This is a genomic window from Streptomyces sp. NPDC029836, from assembly GCF_055574495.1.
This window is the reverse complement of the sequence record NZ_JBVHZI010000001.1, coordinates 539,669-559,769: the sequence shown is the minus strand read 5'-3', so window position 1 is coordinate 559,769 and position 20,101 is coordinate 539,669. Positions and strand designations below refer to the sequence as shown.

Genomic DNA, 20,101 nt, shown 5'->3' with positions numbered 1-20,101 from the left:
CCGTGCGGGGTCGAGGCCCCGCACACGCGAAGGGCCCCCGGCGCAAGCCGGGGGCCCTTCGATCAGTGGGGCGCGATCAGCCGCCGTAGCCCTCGGTGTGGTGGTCACCGGTGCTGTGGGAGCCGCCCGAGGCGTTGACGCAGGTGTTGCCGAAGGCCGGGTTCAGCAGGCCGATCACGTTCACGGTGTTGCCGCAGACGTTGACGGGGACGTGAACCGGAACCTGGAGCAGGTTGCCCGACAGCACACCGGGGGAGCCGACCGCCGCACCCTGCGCTCCGGCATCGGCGACGGCCAGACCCGCACCGGCGACCACGGCGCTACCGGTGACGGCGGTGATGGCGAATGCCTTCGCGATACGCGACATCAAGATCTCCTCGTGAAACGTGGGGCGCCGCAAGTAATGCGGCATTTGACATGGCATACAACGCCGCGACCGCCGAGTGGTCACGGTTCAGGGGCCTACCCGGTGACCGGAAAACGGGCGGAAGCGAAGTACGGACGCACCTGAGTGACCGTTCCCGGCCTCAGTTCCGCCACCACGGCGCCCCGACAGCCGGGCTCGCGGTAGAGGATCGCGGTGCCCCGCGTCCGGTTCGTGACGGCCCGGGAGCCGCCGCCCTCGGCCGTCACGCAGCCCTTCGGCGCGGTCAGGCCGTGGACCTGGTCGTCCTGGCCGACGTACTGGAAGTCGGGACCGGCCGCCGTGGCGGGACCGGCCGCAGCCGCCACGGCCAGCAACAGGAGGGGAAGGAGCCCGTTGAGGGCGCGGGGCCTGAGGATCGCTCGCATGGCCGGTCAACCCGAAGGGCCCCCGGAGGGGTCACGCCTTGTCACCCGTTGGACGGCTGTGCGACCGTGCCGCAAGGTGTGATGGGCACACGGTGTGGTGGGCACAACGTGTGATGGGCACATGGTGGGATGTCCGGGTGGGGTCGTGCGCGCGGGTGTGACGTACACGGGACACCCCGGCCGCCCTCCCGCCGCCGCACGAAGCCACACCACCACCGGGGCCACGGCGAACGCGGGAGGGACGCATGAGCGCAGCGGGCGGGGGCCGGCCCCGGGTCGTCACCGGACACGGCACCGTCGAGGGTCGGTGGGAGGCCGGCGGGACCGCCGTCTTCCGGGGCATCCCCTACGCGGCTCCGCCCGTGGGCGCCCTGGGCTTCGCCCCGCCCGAGCCCCCGGCACGCTGGGACGGCGTACGGGACGCCGGCACGTTCGGGGCCACCGCGCCCAAGGTCCCCTACCCGCCCACGTTCGCGGCGCTGCTCCCCGATCCGGAGATCCCGGGCGAGGACTGCCTCAACCTCAACGTGTGGACCCCGGACCCCGCCCCCGGAGCCGGGCTGCCGGTCATGGTGTGGATTCACGGAGGCGCCCACACCCGGGGGTCCTCCGCCGTCCCCGTCTACGACGGCGCCGCCTTCGCCCGTGACGGGGTCGTCCTGGTCTCGGTCAACTTCCGGCTCGGCGTCCTCGGCTACGGGCTCTTCCCCGACGCCCCCGCCAACCGCGGCCTCCTCGATCAGATCGCCGCCCTGGAGTGGGTCCGGGACAACATCGCGGCGTTCGGCGGGGACCCGGCCCGGGTCACCCTCTTCGGCGAGTCCGCAGGTGCGATCAGCATCGGCGCCCTGCTCGGCGCCCCCCGGGCCGCCGGCCTCTTCGCCCGGGCCGTCCTGCAGAGCGGCGCCCCCGAGGCGACGCCCCACGAGAAGGTGCGCGCGATGGTGCGCCGGATGGCCTCGCTGCTCAAGGTGCCAGCCACCGCCACCGCCTTCGCGGCGGCCGGGACGCCCGCCCTGCTCGCCGCCCAGGCCGTGGTGCTGCGCCGCTCCTCACCCGTGCTGGGCGGCCCCGCCTTCGGTCTGGTCACCGACCCGGACACGCTCCCCGCCGACCCGCCGGCGGCGGCCGTCGCCTCGGACGTACCGCTCCTGCTGGGCTGGACCGCGCAGGAGCACCGCCTCTGGCTCGCGCCCACCGGTGGCATGCGGCTGCTGGACCGGCTCGGTCCGCCGGCCGTGTCCCTGGCGCGGCTGCGCAGCGGCAAGGACCGGGCCGCCGTACGGGCGCTGCGCGCCGCGCATCCCGGGCTCGGAGCGGCCGACCTGGCCGGGCAACTGCTCACCGACCGGATCCTGCGCGACCCCCTGCGGCTGCTCGCCGGGGCCCCGCGGCGGGCGCCGAGCCACCTGTACGAGTTCCGGTGGAGCAGCGGCGTACCGGGCCTCGGTGCCTGCCACGCCCTGGAGCTGGGCTTCGTCTTCGACACGCTCGGCGTCCCCGAGTCCTCCTGGCTCGCCGGGCCCGACGCCCCGCAGGCCCTGGCCGACGAGATGCACGCCGCTTGGGTCGCCTTCGCCGTCTCGGGGGACCCGGGCTGGGAACCCTGGGACGGCTCCGGCCCGCCGAAGGCGTTCGGCGGACCGGAGCGGGCGGAGCGGGGCGTGGCGGACGGGTCCCGGGGGACGTCCGCTACTCGACCGGGCCCTCCATGACCTGGCTGATGAACTGGATGGGGCCCTCGCCCATGTTCGGCACGTAGGTCTTGGCGTTGTGCTTGCCGCCCGGGATGACCTTCAGGCTGGTGTGGATGGGGCCCTTGCCGTAGGTGGCGACGAACTTCTGCACGTCGGGCAACGTCTTCTTGTTGCTCTCGCTGTCGCCGACCTGGAAGGCCAGGTAGACCTCCGGGCCCTTCTTGTCGATGAGCTGCTTGGCGAGCAGCTCGGGGTTGTTCTCGGCCTTCTCCTTGTCGTGGCCCTTCCACAGGGAGGAGTCCGGGACGATGTCCGGCCCGGAGGCGATCACGGCCTTGAACTTGTCGGGGTGCTTGAGGACGGCCTTGAGACCCGCGAACCCGCCGGTGGAGGAGCCCATGAAGGCCCAACCGTCACGGGACTTCACCGTGCGGAAGTTCTCCCGCATCAGGTCCGGGACGTCCTCGGTCAGCCAGCTGCCCATCTTGGGCTGGCCGGGGATGTCGGAGCCGTCCCAGTAGACGCCCTTGTCGTCCGGTCCCGGGTTCAGCACGGGCATCGCCAGGATGAAGGGCTTGCTCTTGCCCTCCGAGTACCACTTGCTGATGCTCGTCTGGAGGCCGAGGTCGGTGCCCATCCAGTAGTTGCTGGGGTAACCGGCGCCGCCGGGCAGGGCGATCATGACGGGGAAGCCGCTCTTCGCGAACTTCGGGTCGTCGTACTCCTTGGGCGCCCACACCCAGACCTTGCCGGTGAACCCGGACTTCTTGCCCGTCACCGTGGTGACCGCGACGTGCGTGCCGTCGCCCAGGGTCATCGAGTTCTTGAACTCGGCCGCCGGACCGGTGGGCATGGACATCTTCGAGTTCGCGGCGGCCTTGCCGTTGCCCTTGCCGTTCGGCCCGCCGAACGACACGGCCTTGCCCTTGTCGGTGAACGGGGGTATCTCGAAGTGGTTCATCACGAGCGCCGCGATGCCCGCGAGGGCCAGCACGGTGACGCCCGCGATCACCCAGCGCCGGACCCGCGACGGTCGGCGGGGCGGCTCCTCCTCGTACGGGGACCCGTAACCGCCGTACTGGTCCCGCTGCTCGTAGCCCTGCTGCCCGTAGCCCTGTTGCCCGTACGGCACCCGGGGTTGGCCGTAGGGAGGCGTGGACTGGGGCTGCCGGGCGTGCGGAGGCTGACCCCAGGGCTGCTGCGGCGGCTGGGGAGGCTGTCCCTGCGGCCGGTACGGCGGCTGGTGCGGCCCGTCGGGCGAGTACGACATGTGCGGTGGCTCTCCGGCTGTTGCTGCCCCGTCGGGGGGTGGACGCTTCCGTTCGAATGATGAACGAAAGATCCCCGAGGTTCCGCATTTTCCCTTCTCTTGACATTCCTTGGGGGAGGCCATTGCCAACGACCCCGCAGGCCGCCGGCGCGGGGCCGTGGACGACGGGGTCGGAGGTGCTCGGGGGTAACCGTACGGCGCACCGACGTGCGCCGTACGGCGGCAGGAACGCTACGCCGGGATCAGTGTCTTGCGGCGCCGCTTGCGGGGCGCGGCGCCCGCGATCCGCAGTTCGATGACCGACCGGACGGTGGGCCATTCCTCGTCGAGCACCGAGTAGAAGGCCGTACTGCGCACCGCGCCGTCCAGCCCCCGCGAGTGGGCCCGGCGGACCCCTTCGCAGGTGAAGCCGAGACGTTCCATCGCGGCCCGCGATCGACCGTTGCGGGCGTCGGCCCGCAGCGAGATCCGGCGCACGCCCCAGGTTTCGAAGGCGTGCCGGAGCATGAGCAGCTTCGCTTCGGTGTTGATCCCTGTTCCCTGCGCGCTCGGGGACAGCCAGGTGTTCCCGATCTCGGCCGCGTCGGGGATCGCGGTCGTCGGATCACCGAACGGAACCCCGGGGACGGCGGGCCACACCAGCGGACCCTGCCAGTAGTCGAGTTCGAGGAAGCGGGTCGAACCGACGACCCGCCCATCTGTGGCTCTGACCACGGCAAACGCCAGCGATCGACCCGCCGCCTGATCGGCGAGCGCGCGTTCGATGTACTCGTGGGACGCCTGCAACCCGTGCGGCACGGGAGTGAAGGCGTAAGTCGTACGATCCTCGGCCCCGGCCACGGCCAGGGCCTCGGTGTGGTGGAGGGCGAGGGGCTCGAGCCGCGCGGAGCGGCCGGCGAGGAGTACGGGTACGGGCACGGAGCCTTCGGTCCTTCTGGGCGGTGGGGTGGTTGCACAGTCTGCGCTCCTGACGTCGCCCCCCGCGCAAAACGCGAGTGAAAGGCAACGGGCTGTCAGGTGAACGCGAGTGGCTCAATGTAGCCCCTTAAAGTCCTCTCATGAACCCCCAATTCGGCAACGACGCGGCACTGGTTTTCGACGACTCGGGACCCCGTGACGGAGAGCCCGTGATCCTGATCCACGGGCACCCGTTCAACCGGTCGATGTGGGCCCCGCAGACGGCGGCCCTGACGGCCGCCGGCTACCGGGTGATCACGCCTGACCTGCGGGGATACGGGGAAAGTCCGGTCAGCCCCGGCAAGATCCTGCTCGCCGGGTTCGCGGACGACCTTGCCGCGCTGCTCGCCGGTCTCGGCATCGAACAGGCGGTCGTCGGCGGTGTGTCCATGGGCGGGCAGATCGCGCTGGAGGTCAGGTTGCGCCACCCGGGTCTGGTACGGGCTCTCGTGCTCTGCGACACCTCTCCCGTCCCCGAGACCGAGGACGGCAGGAAGTTCCGTCTGGAGCTCGCCGAGCGGCTCCTCGCGGAAGGCATGGAGCCGTATGCGAACGAGGTCATGGACAAGATGCTGGCGCCTTACAACGTGATCGGCCTGCCCGAGGCGGCCGCGCGGGTGAGGGCCATGATGTGCGCCACCGATCCCGAGGGTGCGGCGGCCGCGCTGCGCGGGCGGGCCGAGCGGCCCGACTACCGGCCCGTCCTGCGGTCCCTGCCCGCGACGGTCCCCTGCCTCCTGCTGGTGGGCGCGGACGACGTCTACACCCCGGTCGCGGAGGCCGAGGCCATGCGGGGGCTCGCTCCGCACGCCCGGCTCACCGTGATCGACCGGGCCGGTCACCTGCCGGGCGTGGAGCAACCCGATGCGGTCAACCGCGCGCTGCTGGAGTTCCTCGCCGACCGGTGAGCGAAGGCGCCCGCCCGCCCGATCCCGCTGCCGGCGCGCGCCTGCGGACCAAGGTCATTCGCCGTGCGCCCGGTGCCCAATGGCGCCCGGGCGCACGGGCGCGGCGTGTCAGCCTGACTGGAGGGCAAATCGGCGGGCAACACCCTGCACCTGGTGATGGAAGGCGGCCTCGACATGTCCGACTTCGAGGTCGCGGCCTGCTCCCCGGCCGGCTGAGCCGTCCGCCGCCCTGAGATCATCCGGGGCATGGACATGGACGACGCACTGCGGGAACTGGCCTCCGTGGGGCCGTTCTTCGCCGTGCCCCACGGCAAGGAAGCGCCCGGGCCCGGCTTCCGCCCGCTCACCGAGCTGTACGGGGAGCACCTCGGCCACTGGGTCGGCGAGGTGGGCCGCCGGATCGGCAGCGGCCCCGACCGGGTGGCGGCCTCGACCGCCCAGTTCGGGATCGCCTCCCGGTTGTGGTCGATAGGCCTGGGCTGCGCCGCGCTGGCGGGCCGGATACCGGACCTGGCCGTCGACCGGGTCCGCTGGCGGCTGCCCGCGACGGGCTCGCTGGAACTGTGGCTCCCGGACCCGGGCGAACGGCCCGCCGAGGCGCTGGGGGAGACCGTCCTCGGCAACCTGGACCAGCTGGAGAGGCCGCTGCGCGAGCGGTACGGGGTCTCGGCGAAGGTGTTGCGCGGCAACGCCGCCTCCGGACTCGTCGGAGCCCTGCGCGTCCTGCTCGACCGGGTCGAGGGCGGCCCTGTCGTCGACCTGGCCGGCGCCCTGTTCGCCGAGGGCGGGGCGCTGGCCGGCGCCGGCACCTTCCTCCACGAGGAGGGCCTGGGCGTGGCCTTCGTACGGCGCAGTTGCTGCCTCTACTACCAGGTCCCGGGCGGCGGCTTCTGCGGCGACTGCGTGCTGCGCACCCGGCGCGGGTGAACCCGGGCGCGCGCCGGCCCCGGACCGCCGGGCCCGGTCCGGGGCCGATCGGGGCCCGGCGACGCCACCGGGGCAAAACGACGCAGGCCACCGGGGCGCAGTGGCACTGCTCCCCGATGGCCCCGCAGCGACACTGCGACGTCGTCCTCGACTGGCTGGAGGACGTGGTGGGTACCTGAGGCCCCACCAGCCCCCCAGCCTCCCGACCTGCTAGAAGGTCAGGTTCCAGGAGTCGATCCTGCCGGTGTCGCCACCGGCGTTGTCGTTGACGCGCAGCTTCCAGGTGCCGTTCGCGACCTCGGAGGAGGCGTTGACGGTGTAGGTCTGGTTGATGTTGTCGGTGCTGCCGCCGGCGCGGTTGTGGACCGTGTAGACGGAGCCGTCGGGCGCGATCAGGTCCACCTTGAGGTCACCGATGTAGGTGTGGGCGATGTTCACGCCGACCTTGAGGGCGGCCGGCGCGTTGCCGGTCACCCCGCTGACGGTGACGGGGCTCTCGACCGTGGTGTTGTCACCGATGGCGACGTCGGTCGTGTTCTCGAAGAACTTGCCGGGCGGCGGGGTGGATCCGACCGCCTTCAGGGCGTCGACCTGGCCCTCGCCGAAGAAGCCGTTCTTGGCGGCGGTGCCCTTGCAGCGGCTGTCCGACGGGCAGGCGACGTCGTTGGCCTGGCCGGCCAGCTTGTCGCGCAGCTGCGCCGGGGTGATGCCCGGGTTGGTGCTCGCCAGCAGGGCCGCCACACCGGCGACGTGCGGGGAGGCCATCGAGGTACCGCTCATGCTGCCGTACTTGCCGCCCGGCAGGGTGCTGTAGATGCCGGTGGCGTCGCCGCCGGGGGCCGTCACGTCGACCACGTTCAGGCCGTAGTTGGAGTACGAGGCCTTCGCGGTGGTGCCCATCGCCGAAACCGTGACCACGCCCGGGAGCTCGGTCGGGATGTCCAGGCAGGCGTTGGTGATGGTGCGGGTGACCGGCGTCGAGTCGTTCGGGCTCTCGGTGTCGGTCGTCTTGTTGGCCAGGTCCAGGTTGCTGTTTCCGGCCGCCGCGACCTGGAGCGAGCCCTTGCCCTCCGCGTACTCCTGGGCGCGCTTGACGCCCTCGATGATCGCGGCCTGGTCGGCGTTGTCCGGGCAGTTGAACTGCCACGGGTCGGTGTAGTAACTGTTGTTGGTGACCTTGAAGCCGTGGTCACCGGCCCACATGAAGCCGCAGACGGTGTTCTCGGCGAAGAAGAGCGAGGAGCCCGGCTCCGCGATGCGCACCGAGGAGATCTTCACGCCCGGGGCGACACCGATGACGCCCTTGCCGTTCTTGGCGGCGGCGACCGTACCGGCCACGTGGGTGCCGTGGGTGCCCACGTCCCGCCAGGAGCCGCTGCGGGCGTCGGCCTTGCCGTACGCGCAGGACGCGGAGTCGGCCGCGTTGAAGTTGGGCGCCAGGTCCTGGTGCTGGTCGTCCACTCCGGTGTCCAGGATGCCGACCTTGACCGTGGCGGAACCGGTGGTGACGGCCCAGGCCTGGTCGGCCTTGATCTGCGTCATGTCGACGCGGACCGGCTCGCCGGCCGGGGTGCTGGACTGCGCCGGGTTGGCGGGCAGGGCCGGGTTGTAGGCGTCCGCCGGGACGTCCGACGTACGGGTGGCGCCGACCTGCTGGACACCGCTCACGCCGCGCAGGGTGGCCGCGAAGGAAGCGGAGGAGGAGTGGGCGACGATGACGCCGATGGCGTCGTAGTTCGCGAAGACCGTGCCGCCGTTGGCGGTCACGGCGTTGCGCACCGCCGTGCTGTCACCGGGAGCGGTGATCACCAGGTAGGAACGGGTGCCGGCAGCCCAGGTCGCACTCTGGGAAGCGGGCGCCGCGGACTTGGCCATGGCAGCGGGGGCGGACGGAGCGGGGGAGACCGGGTCGGTGCCCGCGAACGCGGCGGGGGCTCCGAAGACGAGGGCCGCGCCGAGTGCGGTGGCCAGCGCCAGGGTACGTCGAGGTCGGCTGGATATGTGGGGTATCAATGCGTCCTCCGATGACCCGGTGGCGCTGATGGCGCCTACCGGGCCGTACGAAACGAGTGGTGGACGCAAGATGTCAGACGCGCGGCCCCGTAGGGAAGTACCTTTTACCGCAGCAGATTTGGCAGGCCGATGGCTGAAAACAGCCGTCGGCCGGGCGGGGCACCGTGGGGGCGAGCCCTGCCCGGCCGACTTCGGGGGATTCGTACCGGACGTACCGGTCGTCGCCGCACGAATCCCTACCCGGCGGCGTGCCGGCTACGCCGGGACGCCGTCCTTGGTACCGGCCCGGGTGCCGTCGGCGGATGCGGTCCGGGTGCCGTCCCCGGGGGTGCCCGGGTGGTCGGACGCCGGTGCGGGCAGGGGGGCTTGCGCCGTGCCGGGCTCCGGGGCGGGGCCGTCGTCCACGAGCGTGGACTCGTCGAAGGGGGTTCGGCCGGCGAGGACCTCGCCGGCGCGCTCGCGGTCGAACTCCTTCGTCCACGTCCCGATCAGGACGGTCGCGATCGCGTTGCCCGCGAAGTTCGTCAGGGCCCGCGCCTCGCTCATGAAGCGGTCGATCCCGACGATGAGCCCCACTCCGTCGACCAGTTCCGGCCGGTGCGACTGGAGGCCGCCCGCGAGGGTGGCCAGGCCCGCTCCGGTGACCCCGGCGGCTCCCTTCGAGGCCACGATCATGAAGAGCAACAGGGAGATCTGCTCGCCCAGCGCGAGCGGCTTGCCCATGGCCTCGGCGACGAACAGCGAGGACATCGTCAGGTAGATCGCGGTCCCGTCCAGGTTGAAGGAGTACCCGGTCGGCACGGTGATCCCGGTGACCGGCCGGGACACGCCGAGGTGCTCCATCTTGGCGATCAGGCGCGGCAACGCCGACTCCGAGGAGGAGGTGGACAGGATCAGCAGGAACTCCCGACCCAGGTAGCGCAGGAGCGCGAAGACGCTGATGCCCGTACAGACCCGCAGCAGGGTGCCCAGCACGACGAAGACGAACAGGGCGCAGGTCAGGTAGAAACCGATCATGATCACGGCGAGGGACTTCAGCGCGTCGACGCCCGTCGCCCCGACCACCGCGGCGATCGCGCCGAAGGCGCCCACCGGGGCCACCCACATGATCATCGCGAGGATGCGGAAGACCAGCTTCTGTACGTGCCCGATGCCGCGCAGCAGCGGTTCGCCGGCCGTACCCATGGCCTGTAGGGCGAACCCGCAGAGCAGCGCCACCAGCAGCGTCTGGAGCACCTCGCCCCCGGTGAAGGCCGAGACCAGGGTGGTCGGGATGATCCCGAGCAGGAAGTCCGGGGTGCTCTCCGCCCCGCCCGCCTCGGCCTGGGCCTCGCCGGCGCTGCGCACCGCCTCGGTCAGGTGCAGGCCGCTGCCCGGCTCCAGCAGGTTGCCCACGAGCAGCCCGATGGCCAGTGCCACCGTGGACATGACCATGAAGTAGCCGAGGGCGAGGCCGCCCACCGCCCCCACCTTGGCGGCCTTGCGCACCGATCCGATGCCCAGCACGATCGTGCAGAAGATCACGGGCGAGATCATCATCTTGATGAGGTTCACGAAGCCGGTGCCCAGCGGCTTGAGCTCCACGGCCACGCCGGGCGCGGCGAAGCCGACGGCGATGCCGAGGAGCACCGCGGCGATCACCGCGATGTAGAGGTAGTGCGTCTTGTCGCGTCTGGCGGCCACGTCGCCTCCTGGTGGTGAGTGCGTTCCGGGAGACCATCGCCCAGCATGTGACCCCGGTCACCCTTGCGTTCATTGAGTTCACGGCCGGGTGCACACTGAGCGCCATGTTCCGCTTTCCCCGCCCGCCCCGTAGCCTCGCCGGCCAGCTGTTCGCGATGCAGGTCCTGCTGGTCGCCGTCGTCGTCGCCGGCTGCGCGGTCTTCGCCCACGCGGCCGCCCGCGGCCAGGCCGAGGACGCCGCCCGGCGGCAGGCCGGGGCCGTGGCCCGGGCCGTCGCCGACTCGCCGTCCGTCCAGGACGCCGTCGCCGCCCGCGGGACCGACCCCTCGGCCGCCCTGCAGCCCTACGCGGAGCGGGTGCGGGCCGACTCGGGCGTGGACTTCGTGACGATCATGGCCCCGGACGGCAGGCGCTGGACCCACCCCGACCCGCGCCGCATCGGCGAGCCCTTCCTCGGCAACACCGCCCCCGCGCTGCGCGGCGAAACCTTCAGCGAGACCTACACGGGCACCCTCGGCCCCTCGATCCGCGTGGTCACCCCGTTGACGGACCGGGACGGCCGGATCGTCGGACTGGTCAGCGCGGGCATCACCGTCCGCGCGGTCAGCGACCGGCTGGCGGCGCAGCTCGCCGCCCTGGCCGGGGTGGCGGCCGGGGCGCTGGCGCTGGGGGCCGTGGGTACGTACGTCGTGAACGCCCGGCTGCGTCGGCACACCCACGGCATGAACGCGGCCGAACTGAGCCGGATGTACGACTACCACCAGGCGGCCCTGCACGGGGTTCGGGAGGGGTTGCTGATGCTCGACGGGCAACGCAGGATCACCCTCATCAACGACGCGGGCCGCGAACTCCTTGGCTTGCACGGCGAGGTCACCGGTACGGGGCCCGCCGAACTGGGGCTGCCCGCCCCGCTGACGGGCGCCCTGCTCTCCGACCGGCCCCGGGTCGACGAGGTGCACCTGAGCGCGCAACGCGTGCTCGTCGTCAACAGCTCCCCGGTCGCCGGCGGTGGCCGCCGGGGTACGGTGGTGACCCTGCGCGACCACACCGAACTCCAGGCGCTGACCGGCGAGTTGGATCACGAGCGCGGTTTCACGCAGGCCCTGCGCGCCCAGGCGCACGAGGCGGCCAACCGGCTGCACACCGTGGTCTCCCTGATCGAACTGGGCCGCAGCGAGGAGGCGGTTGACTTCGCCACCGCCGAACTGGAGCTGGCCCAGGCCCTGACCGACGAGGTGATCACCGCCGTGGGCGAACCGGTCCTGGTGGCCCTGCTCCTGGGCAAGGCCGCGCAGGCGCACGAGCGCGGCATCGAGCTGGTCGTCACCCCGGACAGCGGGGCCGTCGACGGGGCGCCCGGGATCCCGGCCGCCCGGGACCTCGTCACGGTGCTCGGCAACCTGATCGACAACGCCGTCGACGCCCTCACCGGAGTCCCGGGAGGGCGGATCGCCGTCACCGTGCGCCGGGAGGCGGGCGGACTGCTCCTGCGGGTCGCCGACAACGGTCCGGGCCTGCCCGAGGGGGTGGACGTGTTCCGGCGCGGCTGGTCCGGCAAGGGTGAGGGGCGCGGGCTGGGCCTCGCGCTGGTCCGGCAAGTGGCGCACCGGCACGGGGGCGCCGCGGCCGCCGCGTCGGGCAGCTCCGGGTACGGAGCGGAGTTCACCGTACGGCTGCCCCTGGCGGCGGAACCGGAACTGGAAGCGGAGCCGGAACCGGAAGCGGAGCCGGAACCGGAAACGGGCGGCGAGGAACCCGTACGGGATCGGAAGCCGGCCGGCGCCCGGGGGCCGGATCCCGACCCGGACCGGCGGGCCCCCGGCGCTCCGACCGTTCGGATACCCGGTCAGCGGCGCGGTGGGGAGGGGACGGCGTGAGCGCCCCGCAGGTGCGGGTCCTCGTCGTCGAGGACGATCCGGTGGCGGCCGACGCGCACGCCCTCTACGTCGGCCGGGTGCCCGGCTTCACCGTCGCCGCAGTCGTGCACACCCTCGCCGACGCCACCCGGGCCCTGGAGCGCGTCCGGATCGACCTGCTGCTCCTCGACCTGACCCTGCCGGACGGCAACGGGCTGCGTTTCGCGCGCGGACTGCGGGCCTCCGGCCACCCGGCCGACGTGATCGCGGTGACCTCGGCGCGGGACCTCGCCGTGGTCCGCGAGAGCGTGTCCCTCGGCATCGTGCAGTACGTACTGAAGCCCTTCGCCTTCCCGACCCTGCGCGAACGACTGCTGCGCTACGCGGAGTTCCGCGCGGCGGCGGGCGAGGCGGCCGGACAGGACGACGTGGACCGGGCGCTCGCCGCACTGCGCGCGCCCGGTCCGGCGGAGTTGCCCAAGGGCCTCAGCGCCCCGACCCTGGACCGGGTCGCGGCGCTGCTGCGGGCGGCGCCCGAGGGGCTCACCGCCGCCGGGGCGGCCGAGGTGGCCGGGACGTCCCGGATCACCGCCCGGCGCTACCTGGAGCACCTGGTGGACACCGGTCGCGCGGACCGGGCCCCCCGGTACGGCCAGGTCGGCCGCCCCGAACTGCACTACCGCTGGCGGCCGGCCGCGACGGGCTCGGTGTCGAACGTGTAGAACTTCCGGTGGTCCAGCATGTCGGCCGGGGTCACGTCGTTCCACGGCCGCATGGTGTCGCGCAGGTCCACCACGTTGGGCGTGCCCGCGGCCGGGAGGTACGTGGACTGCGGGTGGCGGGTCTGCCAGTCGGCCCACAGCTTGTCGATGAAGGCGTGGTGCATCCAGAAGACGGGGTCGTTGGGGGAGACGCCGGTGGCCATCTGGCCGCCGACCCACACGTGCACCCGGTTGTGCAGGTTGGCGCCGCGCCAGCCCTCCAGGTTGTTGCGGAAACCGTTCGAGGAGCTGTTCCAGGGAGCCATGTCGTAGACGGGCATGGCCAGCACGGCGTCCACTTCGGCCTTGGTGGGCAGTTCGGCCACACCGCTGCCCAGGGCCCGGCGCAGGTAGTTGCGCCCGTCCACGCGGACGTTCACGTCCCACTTGCCGGTCGCGTACGCGAACGGTCCGTCGAGGACCTGTCCGTCGCGGGCCCGGCCGGTCCCGCCGAGGAAGTCGGCGGCCCAGAGGGAGGAACGGGTGGTGCGGTCGACGCTCCAGTCCCAGTACGGGATCGCCACGCTCGCGTCCACCGCCTGAAGAGCCGCCTCGAACTCCAGGAGGAAGCGGCGGTGCCAGGGCAGGAAGGAGGGGGAGCGGTGGCCCACCCGGTCGCCCGAGTCGGTGTCGCTCATGATGAACCCGTTGTGGGTGGTCACGAAGCGGTCGTAGCGGCCGGTGCGCTTGAGTTCGAGCAGCGCGTTGGTGAAGGCGCGCTTCTCTTCGGTGGTCAGCGTGGCCTGGTTCTTGCGGACGGTCATGCCGTGCCTCCCATCGGTGCGAACGGCGCGAGGACGGCGCCCTGGAGCTCGCGCACGGCGGCGCGGGCGAGCGTGGTCGGATCGGCGAAGGTCTCGTAGTGGTTGACCACGCTGATCCAGGTACCGTCGGCGTTGCGCATGACGTGCAGCTCGCGGCCGTCTATGAGGACGGTCGGCATGCCGGGGGAGTGGTGGCCGCCGTGATGGCCGCCCTGACCGGGGGTTATCCGGATGCGTCGGCCCTTGTACACCTCGTCGACCGTGCCGGCGGGGGTGGCGGCGCGGGAGTCGGTGGCGGCGGCGTGCGCGGTGGCGCCCGCGAGGCCGAGGGCGGTGAGTGCGCCGGCAGTGGTGCCCAAGGCCTGCCGACGGGTGATCTTGTTCATGGCCGAAGAACTATCAGGGCGGCGGGGGCAGTTGACCGCTATCCGGACATCGCTCGATAAGTTTCGTATAAAACGATTGCACCGATCTTCCCGTATTGATCGACCCCGGCGGCTCGGACGGGAAGATCTGCTGAACGAATGCTACTGAGCGGTAATTTTTGCGGCGAAGTCGGGTTCCTATGGAGGGGATCACACCGCAGAGTCGGCCGGAAGCGACGACGCGCACCCGCGTGGAGAGAGTCGGGTTCGTTGTGGTATCGGACGTATAGTCCGGATATGGCTCTTCATGAGACGAAGGACGCGCAATCCCGGGACGCCGACGTGGACGTGTTCGCGTCCGTCCTGAGCGGCCAGATCCTTCCCAAGTTCCGCATGCCCGACGAACCCTCGCCCTCCGAGGTGGTCTACTCCCTCCTCCACGACGAGCTGCTCCTCGACGGCAACGCCGCACAGAACCTGGCGACCTTCTGCACCACCTGGTCGGACGACGGCGTGCACCGCCTGATGAACGAGTGCCTCGACAAGAACATGATCGACAAGGACGAGTACCCTCAGACGGCCGAGATCGAGGCCCGCTGCGTCAACATCCTGGCCGACCTGTGGAACGCCCCCGCCGGCACCGCGGGCACCGGCTGCTCCACCACCGGCTCCAGCGAGGCGGCCATGCTCGGCGGCCTCGCCCTCAAGTGGCGCTGGCGGGCCCGCCGCCGCGCGGAGGGCAAGCCCGCGGACCGCCCCAACCTGGTGTGCGGCCCCGTACAGATCTGCTGGGAGAAGTTCGGCCGGTACTTCGACGTCGAACTCCGTCAAATCCCGCTGGAGCCCGGAGCCACCGGCCTGGTCCCGCACCAGCTCGCCGCGCACGTCGACGAGAACACCATCGGGGTCGTCGCCATCCTCGGCGTCACCTACACCTGCGACTACGAGCCCGTCGCCGCACTCTCCGCCGAACTCGACCGGATCCAGGCCGAGTACGGCTGGGACGTCCCGATCCACGTGGACGGCGCCAGCGGCGGCTTCGTCGCCCCCTTCCTCCACCCCGACGTGGTGTGGGACTTCCGGCTGCCGCGCGTGGCCTCCATCAACACCTCCGGCCACAAGTACGGCCTCGCCCCGCTCGGTGTCGGCTGGATCGTGTGGCGCACCGCCGACCTGCTGCCCGCCGACCTCGTCTTCGACGTGGACTACCTCGGCGGCGACATGCCGACCTTCGCCCTCAACTTCTCCCGACCCGGCGGCGAGGTCATCGCCCAGTACTACCTGTTCCTGCGCCTGGGCCGCGAAGGCTACCGACGCGTTCAGCAGGCCTGCGCCGACACCGCCCGCTACCTCGCCGGGCAGATCGCCGACATGGGCGCCTTCACCCTGCTCTACGACGGGGACGGCGCCCTGCCCGCCGTCTCCTACACCCTCACCGACCCGGCGGGCGCCGGGTTCACCCTCTACGACCTCTCCGACCGGCTGCGGATGCGCGGCTGGCAGGTGCCCTCGTACCCGCTGCCCGCCGATCGCCAGGACACCGTCATCCAACGCGTCCTGATCCGGCACGGGGTGACCCGCGACCAGATCGCCCTGCTGGTCGCCGACCTGCGCCGGGCCGTGGAACACCTCGGCGCCCACCCGCAGCCGGTGCCCACGACCGAACCCCGGTCCGGCTTCCACCACTGAGGCGCGGTCGGCCGGGCCCGATCAGGGGGACGCCGACCAGCGCATGCCGAGGGCGGTCAGGGCGGCCGTCCGGTCCGGGGTGAGGGTCCCGGCCCGGGCGCGCTGGTTCGCGATCCACGCGCCGAGCCGCACCTCGCGGTCGCCGACCGGCTCCACGTGCGCACGGGGCACCCGCAGGTGCCCTTCTCGGGCGTGGAACCGCCGGGCCGCCTCCAGGTGCTCGGCCCAGGCCGCCGCGTGGCTGCGGCGCGGCGGGGGGCGTTCCGCCGCGGCCGCGGGGGTCAGGCCCAGCGTGTGCTCCAGCAGCCACCGCTGCGCCCACACCAGCCGGTCCCAGCCCAGCCGCTGGGCCCGTACCCACTGGCCCAGGTCCTCGCCCTGGACCACCACGCGGCCGGGCTCCAGGGGCATCGCACCGCCCGCGTCCAGATGGGCCCGGGTCAACACGAAGGCCCGCTGCCAGCCGATGTCCCACGCCGGACACCAGGACGGGTCGATCTCCTCCAGGGCCTCCCGCCGCTCCCGCGCCAGCGCCCCGGGCCCCTCCCGGCGGGCGGCGGCCCGGTTGTTCTTGACCCACACCCCGACGGGCACCCCCCGCCAGGTCGCCTCCACGGGCGGCAGCAGGTGCCCGTGGTCGGCCGCCCAGGCCCGGGCCGCCGCGAGCCCCTCCTCGAAGGCCACGTCGAAGTGGTTCCACACCATGCCGAGTTCGTCGAGTTCCAACGTCCGGTCCCGCCCGAGCGCGCCCCTGCGGTACGTGCGCCGCGCGTCGGCGATCCACTGGCCCAGCGGGAACCCGACCAGGGCAGCCGGTAGCCCCTCGGCCGCCGGGACCTTGTACGCGAACGGCACCTTCAGGTTCCCCGCCGCGGCGGCGTAGACCCGCGCCGCCTCCGCACCCCGCCGCCACCGCGTGTGCTCCGGGTGCAGCACGCGCAGCCGGATGAACGCCGCCAGCAGCGCCGGGTCGTGCGGCGTGGAGAAGCTCAACAGGGCCGCGGCTCCGGGCCCCGGACTGACGCCCGGCCCCGCCGTCCCCGCGGGCGCGGGCGTCCGGCTGGGCGCCTGCGGTTGGGCCAGCGCCTCCACGAGCCGGGAGTCGTGCGCCCGCAACGCCTCCAGCAGCCGGGCGAGGTCACCGTAGGCGCGGGAGGTCAGCATCGAGTCGGGGCTCTCCCCGGGACCGAGCAGCACCGGCACCACCAGCGAGGCGACCTTCCCTTCGCCCGGCCGGATCCGCAGCGCCCGGCCGACGGCCTGCACCAGGTCCGGCATCGAGCCGCGCACGTCGGCCCAGAAGACGGAGTCGCACTCCTTGGTGTCCACCCCCTCACCCAGCACCCGGACGCTCCCGAGGAAGGCCTTGTCGGCGATCCGGTCGTCGGCGAACGCCTCCAGCACCCGTCGGCGGTGCCCCACCGCGTGCTGCCCGCTCAGCCAGTCCGCCCACACCGTCCGCGGGTACACGGGCAGCGGGGACCGGCTCGTCGCCCGCATCCGTGCCGCGACCGCGGGCAGCCCCGCCGCGAACGCCTCGGCCTCCTTCGTCAGGTGGTGGAAGACCAGCGTCCGCCGGAACCCCTGGGCGGCCGCCGCCTTGACCAGCGCCGCCTGCAGCGCCGCCAAACGCATCCCGCGCACCTCGTCCGAGCGGCCGTCCGGACCCAGCAGCATCGCGGAACGGAACCCCGGGTCCGAGACGTCCACGCACACGACGCGGTACGGGGCGCAGATCCCCCGGTCGATGGCCTCCGACAGCGACAGGGTGTGGCAGCGCGCGCCGAACGGGCCCAGCGGGTCGTCCTCCATCGACGCGACGAGGGTCCCCCCGCCGCGCGGGCCCGCACCGCCGAGCGGCTGCTCGGTGGGCTCGGTGTGCTCGGTGGGACCGCCGTCCTCGGCGTCCTCGGCGTCCTCGTGATCCTCGGCGTGCTCGCCGTCGCGCCACACCCGGGGTGTCGCCGTCATGTACAGCCGCCGGACGGACGCGATCCGGGTGTTGTCGTGCACCACCGCCCAGGGCTTGCCGATCCGTCCGGACGTCCGGTGGGCCTCGTCGACCACGATCAGGTCCCAGGACGGCAGGGCCGCCCGGTGCGCCCGCTCGATGGTGCCCAGGCCCAGCGAGGCGTACGTGGCGAACACGGTCACCCGCTGCGCCGGCCCGCTGGCCCACCGGGCCAGCTCGGCCGGTTCGGTGGTCGTGGGCAGGCCCACGTCCTCGCCGCGCAGCGAGCACACGGCGAAGGCCCGGCCGGTCCGGCCGCCCTCGCGCCAGGCGGTCACGGTCTGCACCAACAGGTCCAGGGAGGGCACCAGGACGAGCACCCGGGACGCCCGCAACTCCTCGGCGGAGCGCACCGCGACGAGGGACTTGCCGGACCCGGTGGCCATGATCACCTGGGTCCGCAGGCCCCGTTCAGGCACCCGGCCGTCCGCGGGCAGCTGAAGCGCGCGGACCACGGCGTCGACGGCTTCGCGCTGGTGGGGTCGCAGTTCCCGCCTCGCCACCGCTCTCACCCCGCCCGCTCTCATCTGCCCCTTCGGCTCCAGGCCCTATCTTGCCCGGATTCTGAGTCAAGGGGGTGAGGGAGCGCGGGTGGGCGGGGGGAGCGACGGGGTCGGGGCGGCCTCGGGGCGTCCCGGGACGGACTAGACGTGGCCCCGCGGCTGCCCGGCGGTCACAGCACTAGCGGGCACCGAAGTTCTGCGTCCACCACGGGCCGCCGGCGCCCGGCTGCATGCCCACGCCGAGGTCCTTGAAGGAGCAGTTGAGGATGTTCGCGCGGTGCCCCGGGCTCTTCATCCACGAGTCCATCACCGCCTGCGCGGTCTGCTGCCCCTTGGCGATGTTCTCGCCGTACGTCGACCAGCGGTAACCGGACGCCGTCGTCCGGGCCCCCGGGTCGGCCCCGTCGGGGTTGGTGTGGTCGAAGAAGTCGCGCCGGGCCATGTCCGCCGAGTGCGCCTGGGCGGCCGAGCGCAGCTGCGCGTCGTCCTTGAGCGGGCCGCAGCCGGCCGCGGCCCGCTCGGAGTTGACCAGGGCCAGGACCTGGCCGACGACCCCCTGCGGGGCGGGTGCCGGAGCCGGGGCGGCGGCCTTCGTGGTCGGCGGGTCGCTCCGGGTCGGCGAGGGCGCCGCCGAGGAGGACTTGACGACGGACGGCGACGGCGACGCGGACCGCGAAGCGGAGACCGACGGGGAGGGAGAGGCCGACGCGGAAGGGGAAGCGGAGGCCGACGCGGAGGGCAGCGGGGTCGCGCTGTCGGGCGCCGACAGGGCCGCCAGCGGGGAGGCCGGGGCCGCTCCGGTCGCCTCGGTGTCCCCCGCACGGGGGAGCGAGCCCAGGTAGACCAGCCCGCCGCCCGCCACACAGGCGGCGACGACCGCGCCGCCGATCGCCCGGCGTCGGTTCTGGCGCCGCTTGCGCAGCGCCCCGCGGCCGCTCGCCGCGTCACCGTGGCCGACGTCGCCGGCCTTGCGCCGCGCGGCGCGACCCGGCCCCGACACCACCGGGGTCAGCTGCGTCGCCGCGTCGGCGAATGAGGCCGCCGCGACCGGGGTCCAGCCGGCCGGGGCCGCGACCGCCGACCGCGCGCCCGCCAGCAGCGCCGCCGTGACGGGCACCAGGGCCAGCCCGGCCAGCAACCCCTCCGCGGGCACCAGTCCGTTCCACAGCCCCGAGCACCGCAGGCACTCGCGGGCGTGCCGGGCTATTCGCTTGCGCCACAGCGCCGAGGGCCGCCCGTCCCAACCGGCCGTCATCGCGCGCAACCCGTCGCACGGGGGCTGCGCGTCCAGGGCCCGCTCCACGACCCGGGCGGCCTCCAGTTGCGCCTTCATCCGCTGCACCCGCACCGCGGTGTGCTGCGGGGTCAGCTCCAGTGCCGAGGCGACGTCGGCCCGGGTCACCTCCCCGGCGCACTCCAGCCACCACAGGGACAGCAGCGCCCGGTCGTCGGGCTCCAACCAGCGCGTGGCCCGGGCGGTCTCGCGGCGCTGACCCGACAGGTGGAGCCGTACGACGGTCAGGTCGGCGAAGTCGGCGCCCGGGTCGGCGACGTCACCGGCCTCCTCCAGTCCGCTCGCGCCGGCCCCGTTGTCGCGGGCCTGCCAGTGCGCCCGGATCCGGTTCATCGTGATCGCGACCAGCCAGGAGCGGAAGCTCTCGTCCGACCGCAGTCCGCCCAGTCCGTCGAGCGCCCGCAGCATGGTGTCCTGCACGACGTCGTCCACGTCGCAGGACCCGTTCAGGGCCCGGCCGACGATGTTGTAGACGAGCGGCAGGTGGGCGCTGACGAGCTCGTCCTGCGCGCGGGGATCGCCCGCGCGGGCCGCTGCCACCAGTGCTGCCGTGTGCTGTGTGCTCATGTGAAAGTCCCTGTCCGTACCGGCGGTCGATGATGCCCAATAAC

At 72.9% G+C, this 20,101-nt stretch carries 16 protein-coding genes; 6 read left to right on the top strand and 10 right to left on the bottom strand.

Translation table 11 applies throughout. From position 1 onward, the window contains the following. Positions 1 to 76: 76 nt before the first annotated feature. Positions 77 to 367 carry a chaplin gene (locus ACZ4XJ_RS02600; protein ID WP_362876226.1) on the bottom strand — a complete coding sequence of 97 codons (291 nt, stop codon included), beginning with the start codon at positions 365 to 367 and terminating at the stop codon, positions 77 to 79. A 95-nt stretch (positions 368 to 462) separates the two neighbouring features. Further along, the gene (locus ACZ4XJ_RS02595; protein ID WP_362876227.1) at positions 463 to 792 is read right to left on the bottom strand and encodes a hypothetical protein; all 330 of its coding nucleotides are present in this window, start codon (positions 790 to 792) and stop codon (positions 463 to 465) included. 245 nt (positions 793 to 1,037) lie between these two features. On the opposite strand from ACZ4XJ_RS02595, the gene ACZ4XJ_RS02590 reads away from it, so the two are divergent. Further along, positions 1,038 to 2,507, top strand: coding sequence for a carboxylesterase/lipase family protein (locus ACZ4XJ_RS02590; protein ID WP_468495026.1), 1,470 nt, complete (start codon positions 1,038 to 1,040; stop codon positions 2,505 to 2,507). Here ACZ4XJ_RS02590 and ACZ4XJ_RS02585 read toward each other — a convergent pair. Further along, positions 2,485 to 3,759: an alpha/beta hydrolase gene (locus ACZ4XJ_RS02585; protein WP_468495025.1), complete on the bottom strand. Its 1,275-nt coding sequence runs from the start codon at positions 3,757 to 3,759 to the stop codon at positions 2,485 to 2,487. The genes ACZ4XJ_RS02590 and ACZ4XJ_RS02585 overlap by 23 nt on opposite strands. Positions 3,760 to 3,990: 231 nt before the next feature. Continuing rightward, positions 3,991 to 4,677: a GNAT family N-acetyltransferase gene (locus tag ACZ4XJ_RS02580; protein WP_362876229.1), complete on the bottom strand. Its 687-nt coding sequence runs from the start codon at positions 4,675 to 4,677 to the stop codon at positions 3,991 to 3,993. 140 nt (positions 4,678 to 4,817) lie between these two features. Here ACZ4XJ_RS02580 and ACZ4XJ_RS02575 point away from each other — a divergent pair, with 140 nt between their 5' ends. Both ACZ4XJ_RS02575 and ACZ4XJ_RS02570 read left to right on the top strand, forming a co-directional pair. Beyond that, on the top strand, positions 4,818 to 5,624 hold the full coding sequence (locus ACZ4XJ_RS02575; protein ID WP_468495024.1) for an alpha/beta fold hydrolase: 807 nt from the start codon (positions 4,818 to 4,820) through the stop codon (positions 5,622 to 5,624). Between the two features lie 246 nt (positions 5,625 to 5,870). Then, complete coding sequence (locus tag ACZ4XJ_RS02570; RefSeq protein ID WP_468495023.1) at positions 5,871 to 6,551, top strand: (2Fe-2S)-binding protein; 681 nt, start codon at positions 5,871 to 5,873, stop codon at positions 6,549 to 6,551. 210 nt (positions 6,552 to 6,761) lie between these two features. Here the strand turns inward: ACZ4XJ_RS02570 and ACZ4XJ_RS02565 are convergent, their stop codons facing one another. Continuing rightward, a complete protein-coding gene (locus tag ACZ4XJ_RS02565; RefSeq protein ID WP_468495022.1) occupies positions 6,762 to 8,564 on the bottom strand; it encodes a S8 family peptidase in 1,803 nt (600 codons plus the stop codon). A gap of 255 nt (positions 8,565 to 8,819) precedes the next feature. Continuing rightward, positions 8,820 to 10,247 carry a cation:dicarboxylate symporter family transporter gene (locus ACZ4XJ_RS02560; protein WP_468495021.1) on the bottom strand — a complete coding sequence of 476 codons (1,428 nt, stop codon included), beginning with the start codon at positions 10,245 to 10,247 and terminating at the stop codon, positions 8,820 to 8,822. Positions 10,248 to 10,351: 104 nt separating this feature from the next. Between ACZ4XJ_RS02560 and ACZ4XJ_RS02555 the strand changes: the two genes are divergently transcribed. Both ACZ4XJ_RS02555 and ACZ4XJ_RS02550 read left to right on the top strand, forming a co-directional pair. Next, the gene (locus ACZ4XJ_RS02555; RefSeq protein WP_468495020.1) at positions 10,352 to 12,124 is read left to right on the top strand and encodes a sensor histidine kinase; all 1,773 of its coding nucleotides are present in this window, start codon (positions 10,352 to 10,354) and stop codon (positions 12,122 to 12,124) included. Continuing rightward, positions 12,121 to 12,825 carry a response regulator gene (locus ACZ4XJ_RS02550; RefSeq protein ID WP_468495019.1) on the top strand — a complete coding sequence of 235 codons (705 nt, stop codon included), beginning with the start codon at positions 12,121 to 12,123 and terminating at the stop codon, positions 12,823 to 12,825. The genes ACZ4XJ_RS02555 and ACZ4XJ_RS02550 overlap by 4 nt, the downstream gene beginning before the upstream one ends. Here the strand turns inward: ACZ4XJ_RS02550 and melC2 are convergent. Together melC2 and melC1 are read right to left on the bottom strand one after the other, a co-directional pair. After that, a complete protein-coding gene (melC2, locus tag ACZ4XJ_RS02545; RefSeq protein WP_468495018.1) occupies positions 12,780 to 13,628 on the bottom strand; it encodes a tyrosinase MelC2 in 849 nt (282 codons plus the stop codon). The two genes, ACZ4XJ_RS02550 and melC2, sit on opposite strands and share 46 nt — an antisense overlap. Beyond that, positions 13,625 to 14,014, bottom strand: a complete 390-nt coding sequence (melC1, locus tag ACZ4XJ_RS02540) for an apotyrosinase chaperone MelC1 (protein ID WP_362876236.1) — start codon at positions 14,012 to 14,014, stop codon at positions 13,625 to 13,627. The genes melC2 and melC1 overlap by 4 nt, the downstream gene beginning before the upstream one ends. Positions 14,015 to 14,290: 276 nt before the next feature. On the opposite strand from melC1, the gene ACZ4XJ_RS02535 reads away from it, so the two are divergent. Further along, a complete protein-coding gene (locus ACZ4XJ_RS02535) occupies positions 14,291 to 15,682 on the top strand; it encodes a glutamate decarboxylase (RefSeq protein ID WP_362876237.1) in 1,392 nt (463 codons plus the stop codon). Between the two features lie 21 nt (positions 15,683 to 15,703). Here the strand turns inward: ACZ4XJ_RS02535 and ACZ4XJ_RS02530 are convergent, their stop codons facing one another. After that, complete coding sequence (locus ACZ4XJ_RS02530) at positions 15,704 to 18,196, bottom strand: helicase associated domain-containing protein (RefSeq protein WP_468495017.1); 2,493 nt, start codon at positions 18,194 to 18,196, stop codon at positions 15,704 to 15,706. A 178-nt stretch (positions 18,197 to 18,374) separates the two neighbouring features. Continuing rightward, entirely contained in the window at positions 18,375 to 20,057 is a 1,683-nt protein-coding gene (locus tag ACZ4XJ_RS02525; protein WP_468495016.1) for a sigma-70 family RNA polymerase sigma factor, read from the bottom strand. Positions 20,058 to 20,101: the final 44 nt, after the last annotated feature.

What these genes read in the sequence shown, in the direction of transcription:
- ACZ4XJ_RS02600 (WP_362876226.1), bottom strand. Translation starts at nt 367, where the DNA reads ATGTCGCGTATCGCGAAGGCATTCGCCATCACCGCCGTCACCGGTAGC.
- ACZ4XJ_RS02595 (WP_362876227.1), bottom strand. Translation starts at nt 792, where the DNA reads ATGCGAGCGATCCTCAGGCCCCGCGCCCTCAACGGGCTCCTTCCCCTC.
- ACZ4XJ_RS02590 (WP_468495026.1), top strand. Translation starts at nt 1,038, where the DNA reads ATGAGCGCAGCGGGCGGGGGCCGGCCCCGGGTCGTCACCGGACACGGC.
- ACZ4XJ_RS02585 (WP_468495025.1), bottom strand. Translation starts at nt 3,759, where the DNA reads ATGTCGTACTCGCCCGACGGGCCGCACCAGCCGCCGTACCGGCCGCAG.
- ACZ4XJ_RS02575 (WP_468495024.1), top strand. Translation starts at nt 4,818, where the DNA reads ATGAACCCCCAATTCGGCAACGACGCGGCACTGGTTTTCGACGACTCG.
- ACZ4XJ_RS02570 (WP_468495023.1), top strand. Translation starts at nt 5,871, where the DNA reads ATGGACATGGACGACGCACTGCGGGAACTGGCCTCCGTGGGGCCGTTC.
- ACZ4XJ_RS02555 (WP_468495020.1), top strand. Translation starts at nt 10,352, where the DNA reads ATGTTCCGCTTTCCCCGCCCGCCCCGTAGCCTCGCCGGCCAGCTGTTC.
- melC2 (WP_468495018.1), bottom strand. Translation starts at nt 13,628, where the DNA reads ATGACCGTCCGCAAGAACCAGGCCACGCTGACCACCGAAGAGAAGCGC.
- melC1 (WP_362876236.1), bottom strand. Translation starts at nt 14,014, where the DNA reads ATGAACAAGATCACCCGTCGGCAGGCCTTGGGCACCACTGCCGGCGCA.
- ACZ4XJ_RS02535 (WP_362876237.1), top strand. Translation starts at nt 14,291, where the DNA reads ATGGCTCTTCATGAGACGAAGGACGCGCAATCCCGGGACGCCGACGTG.
- ACZ4XJ_RS02525 (WP_468495016.1), bottom strand. Translation starts at nt 20,057, where the DNA reads ATGAGCACACAGCACACGGCAGCACTGGTGGCAGCGGCCCGCGCGGGC.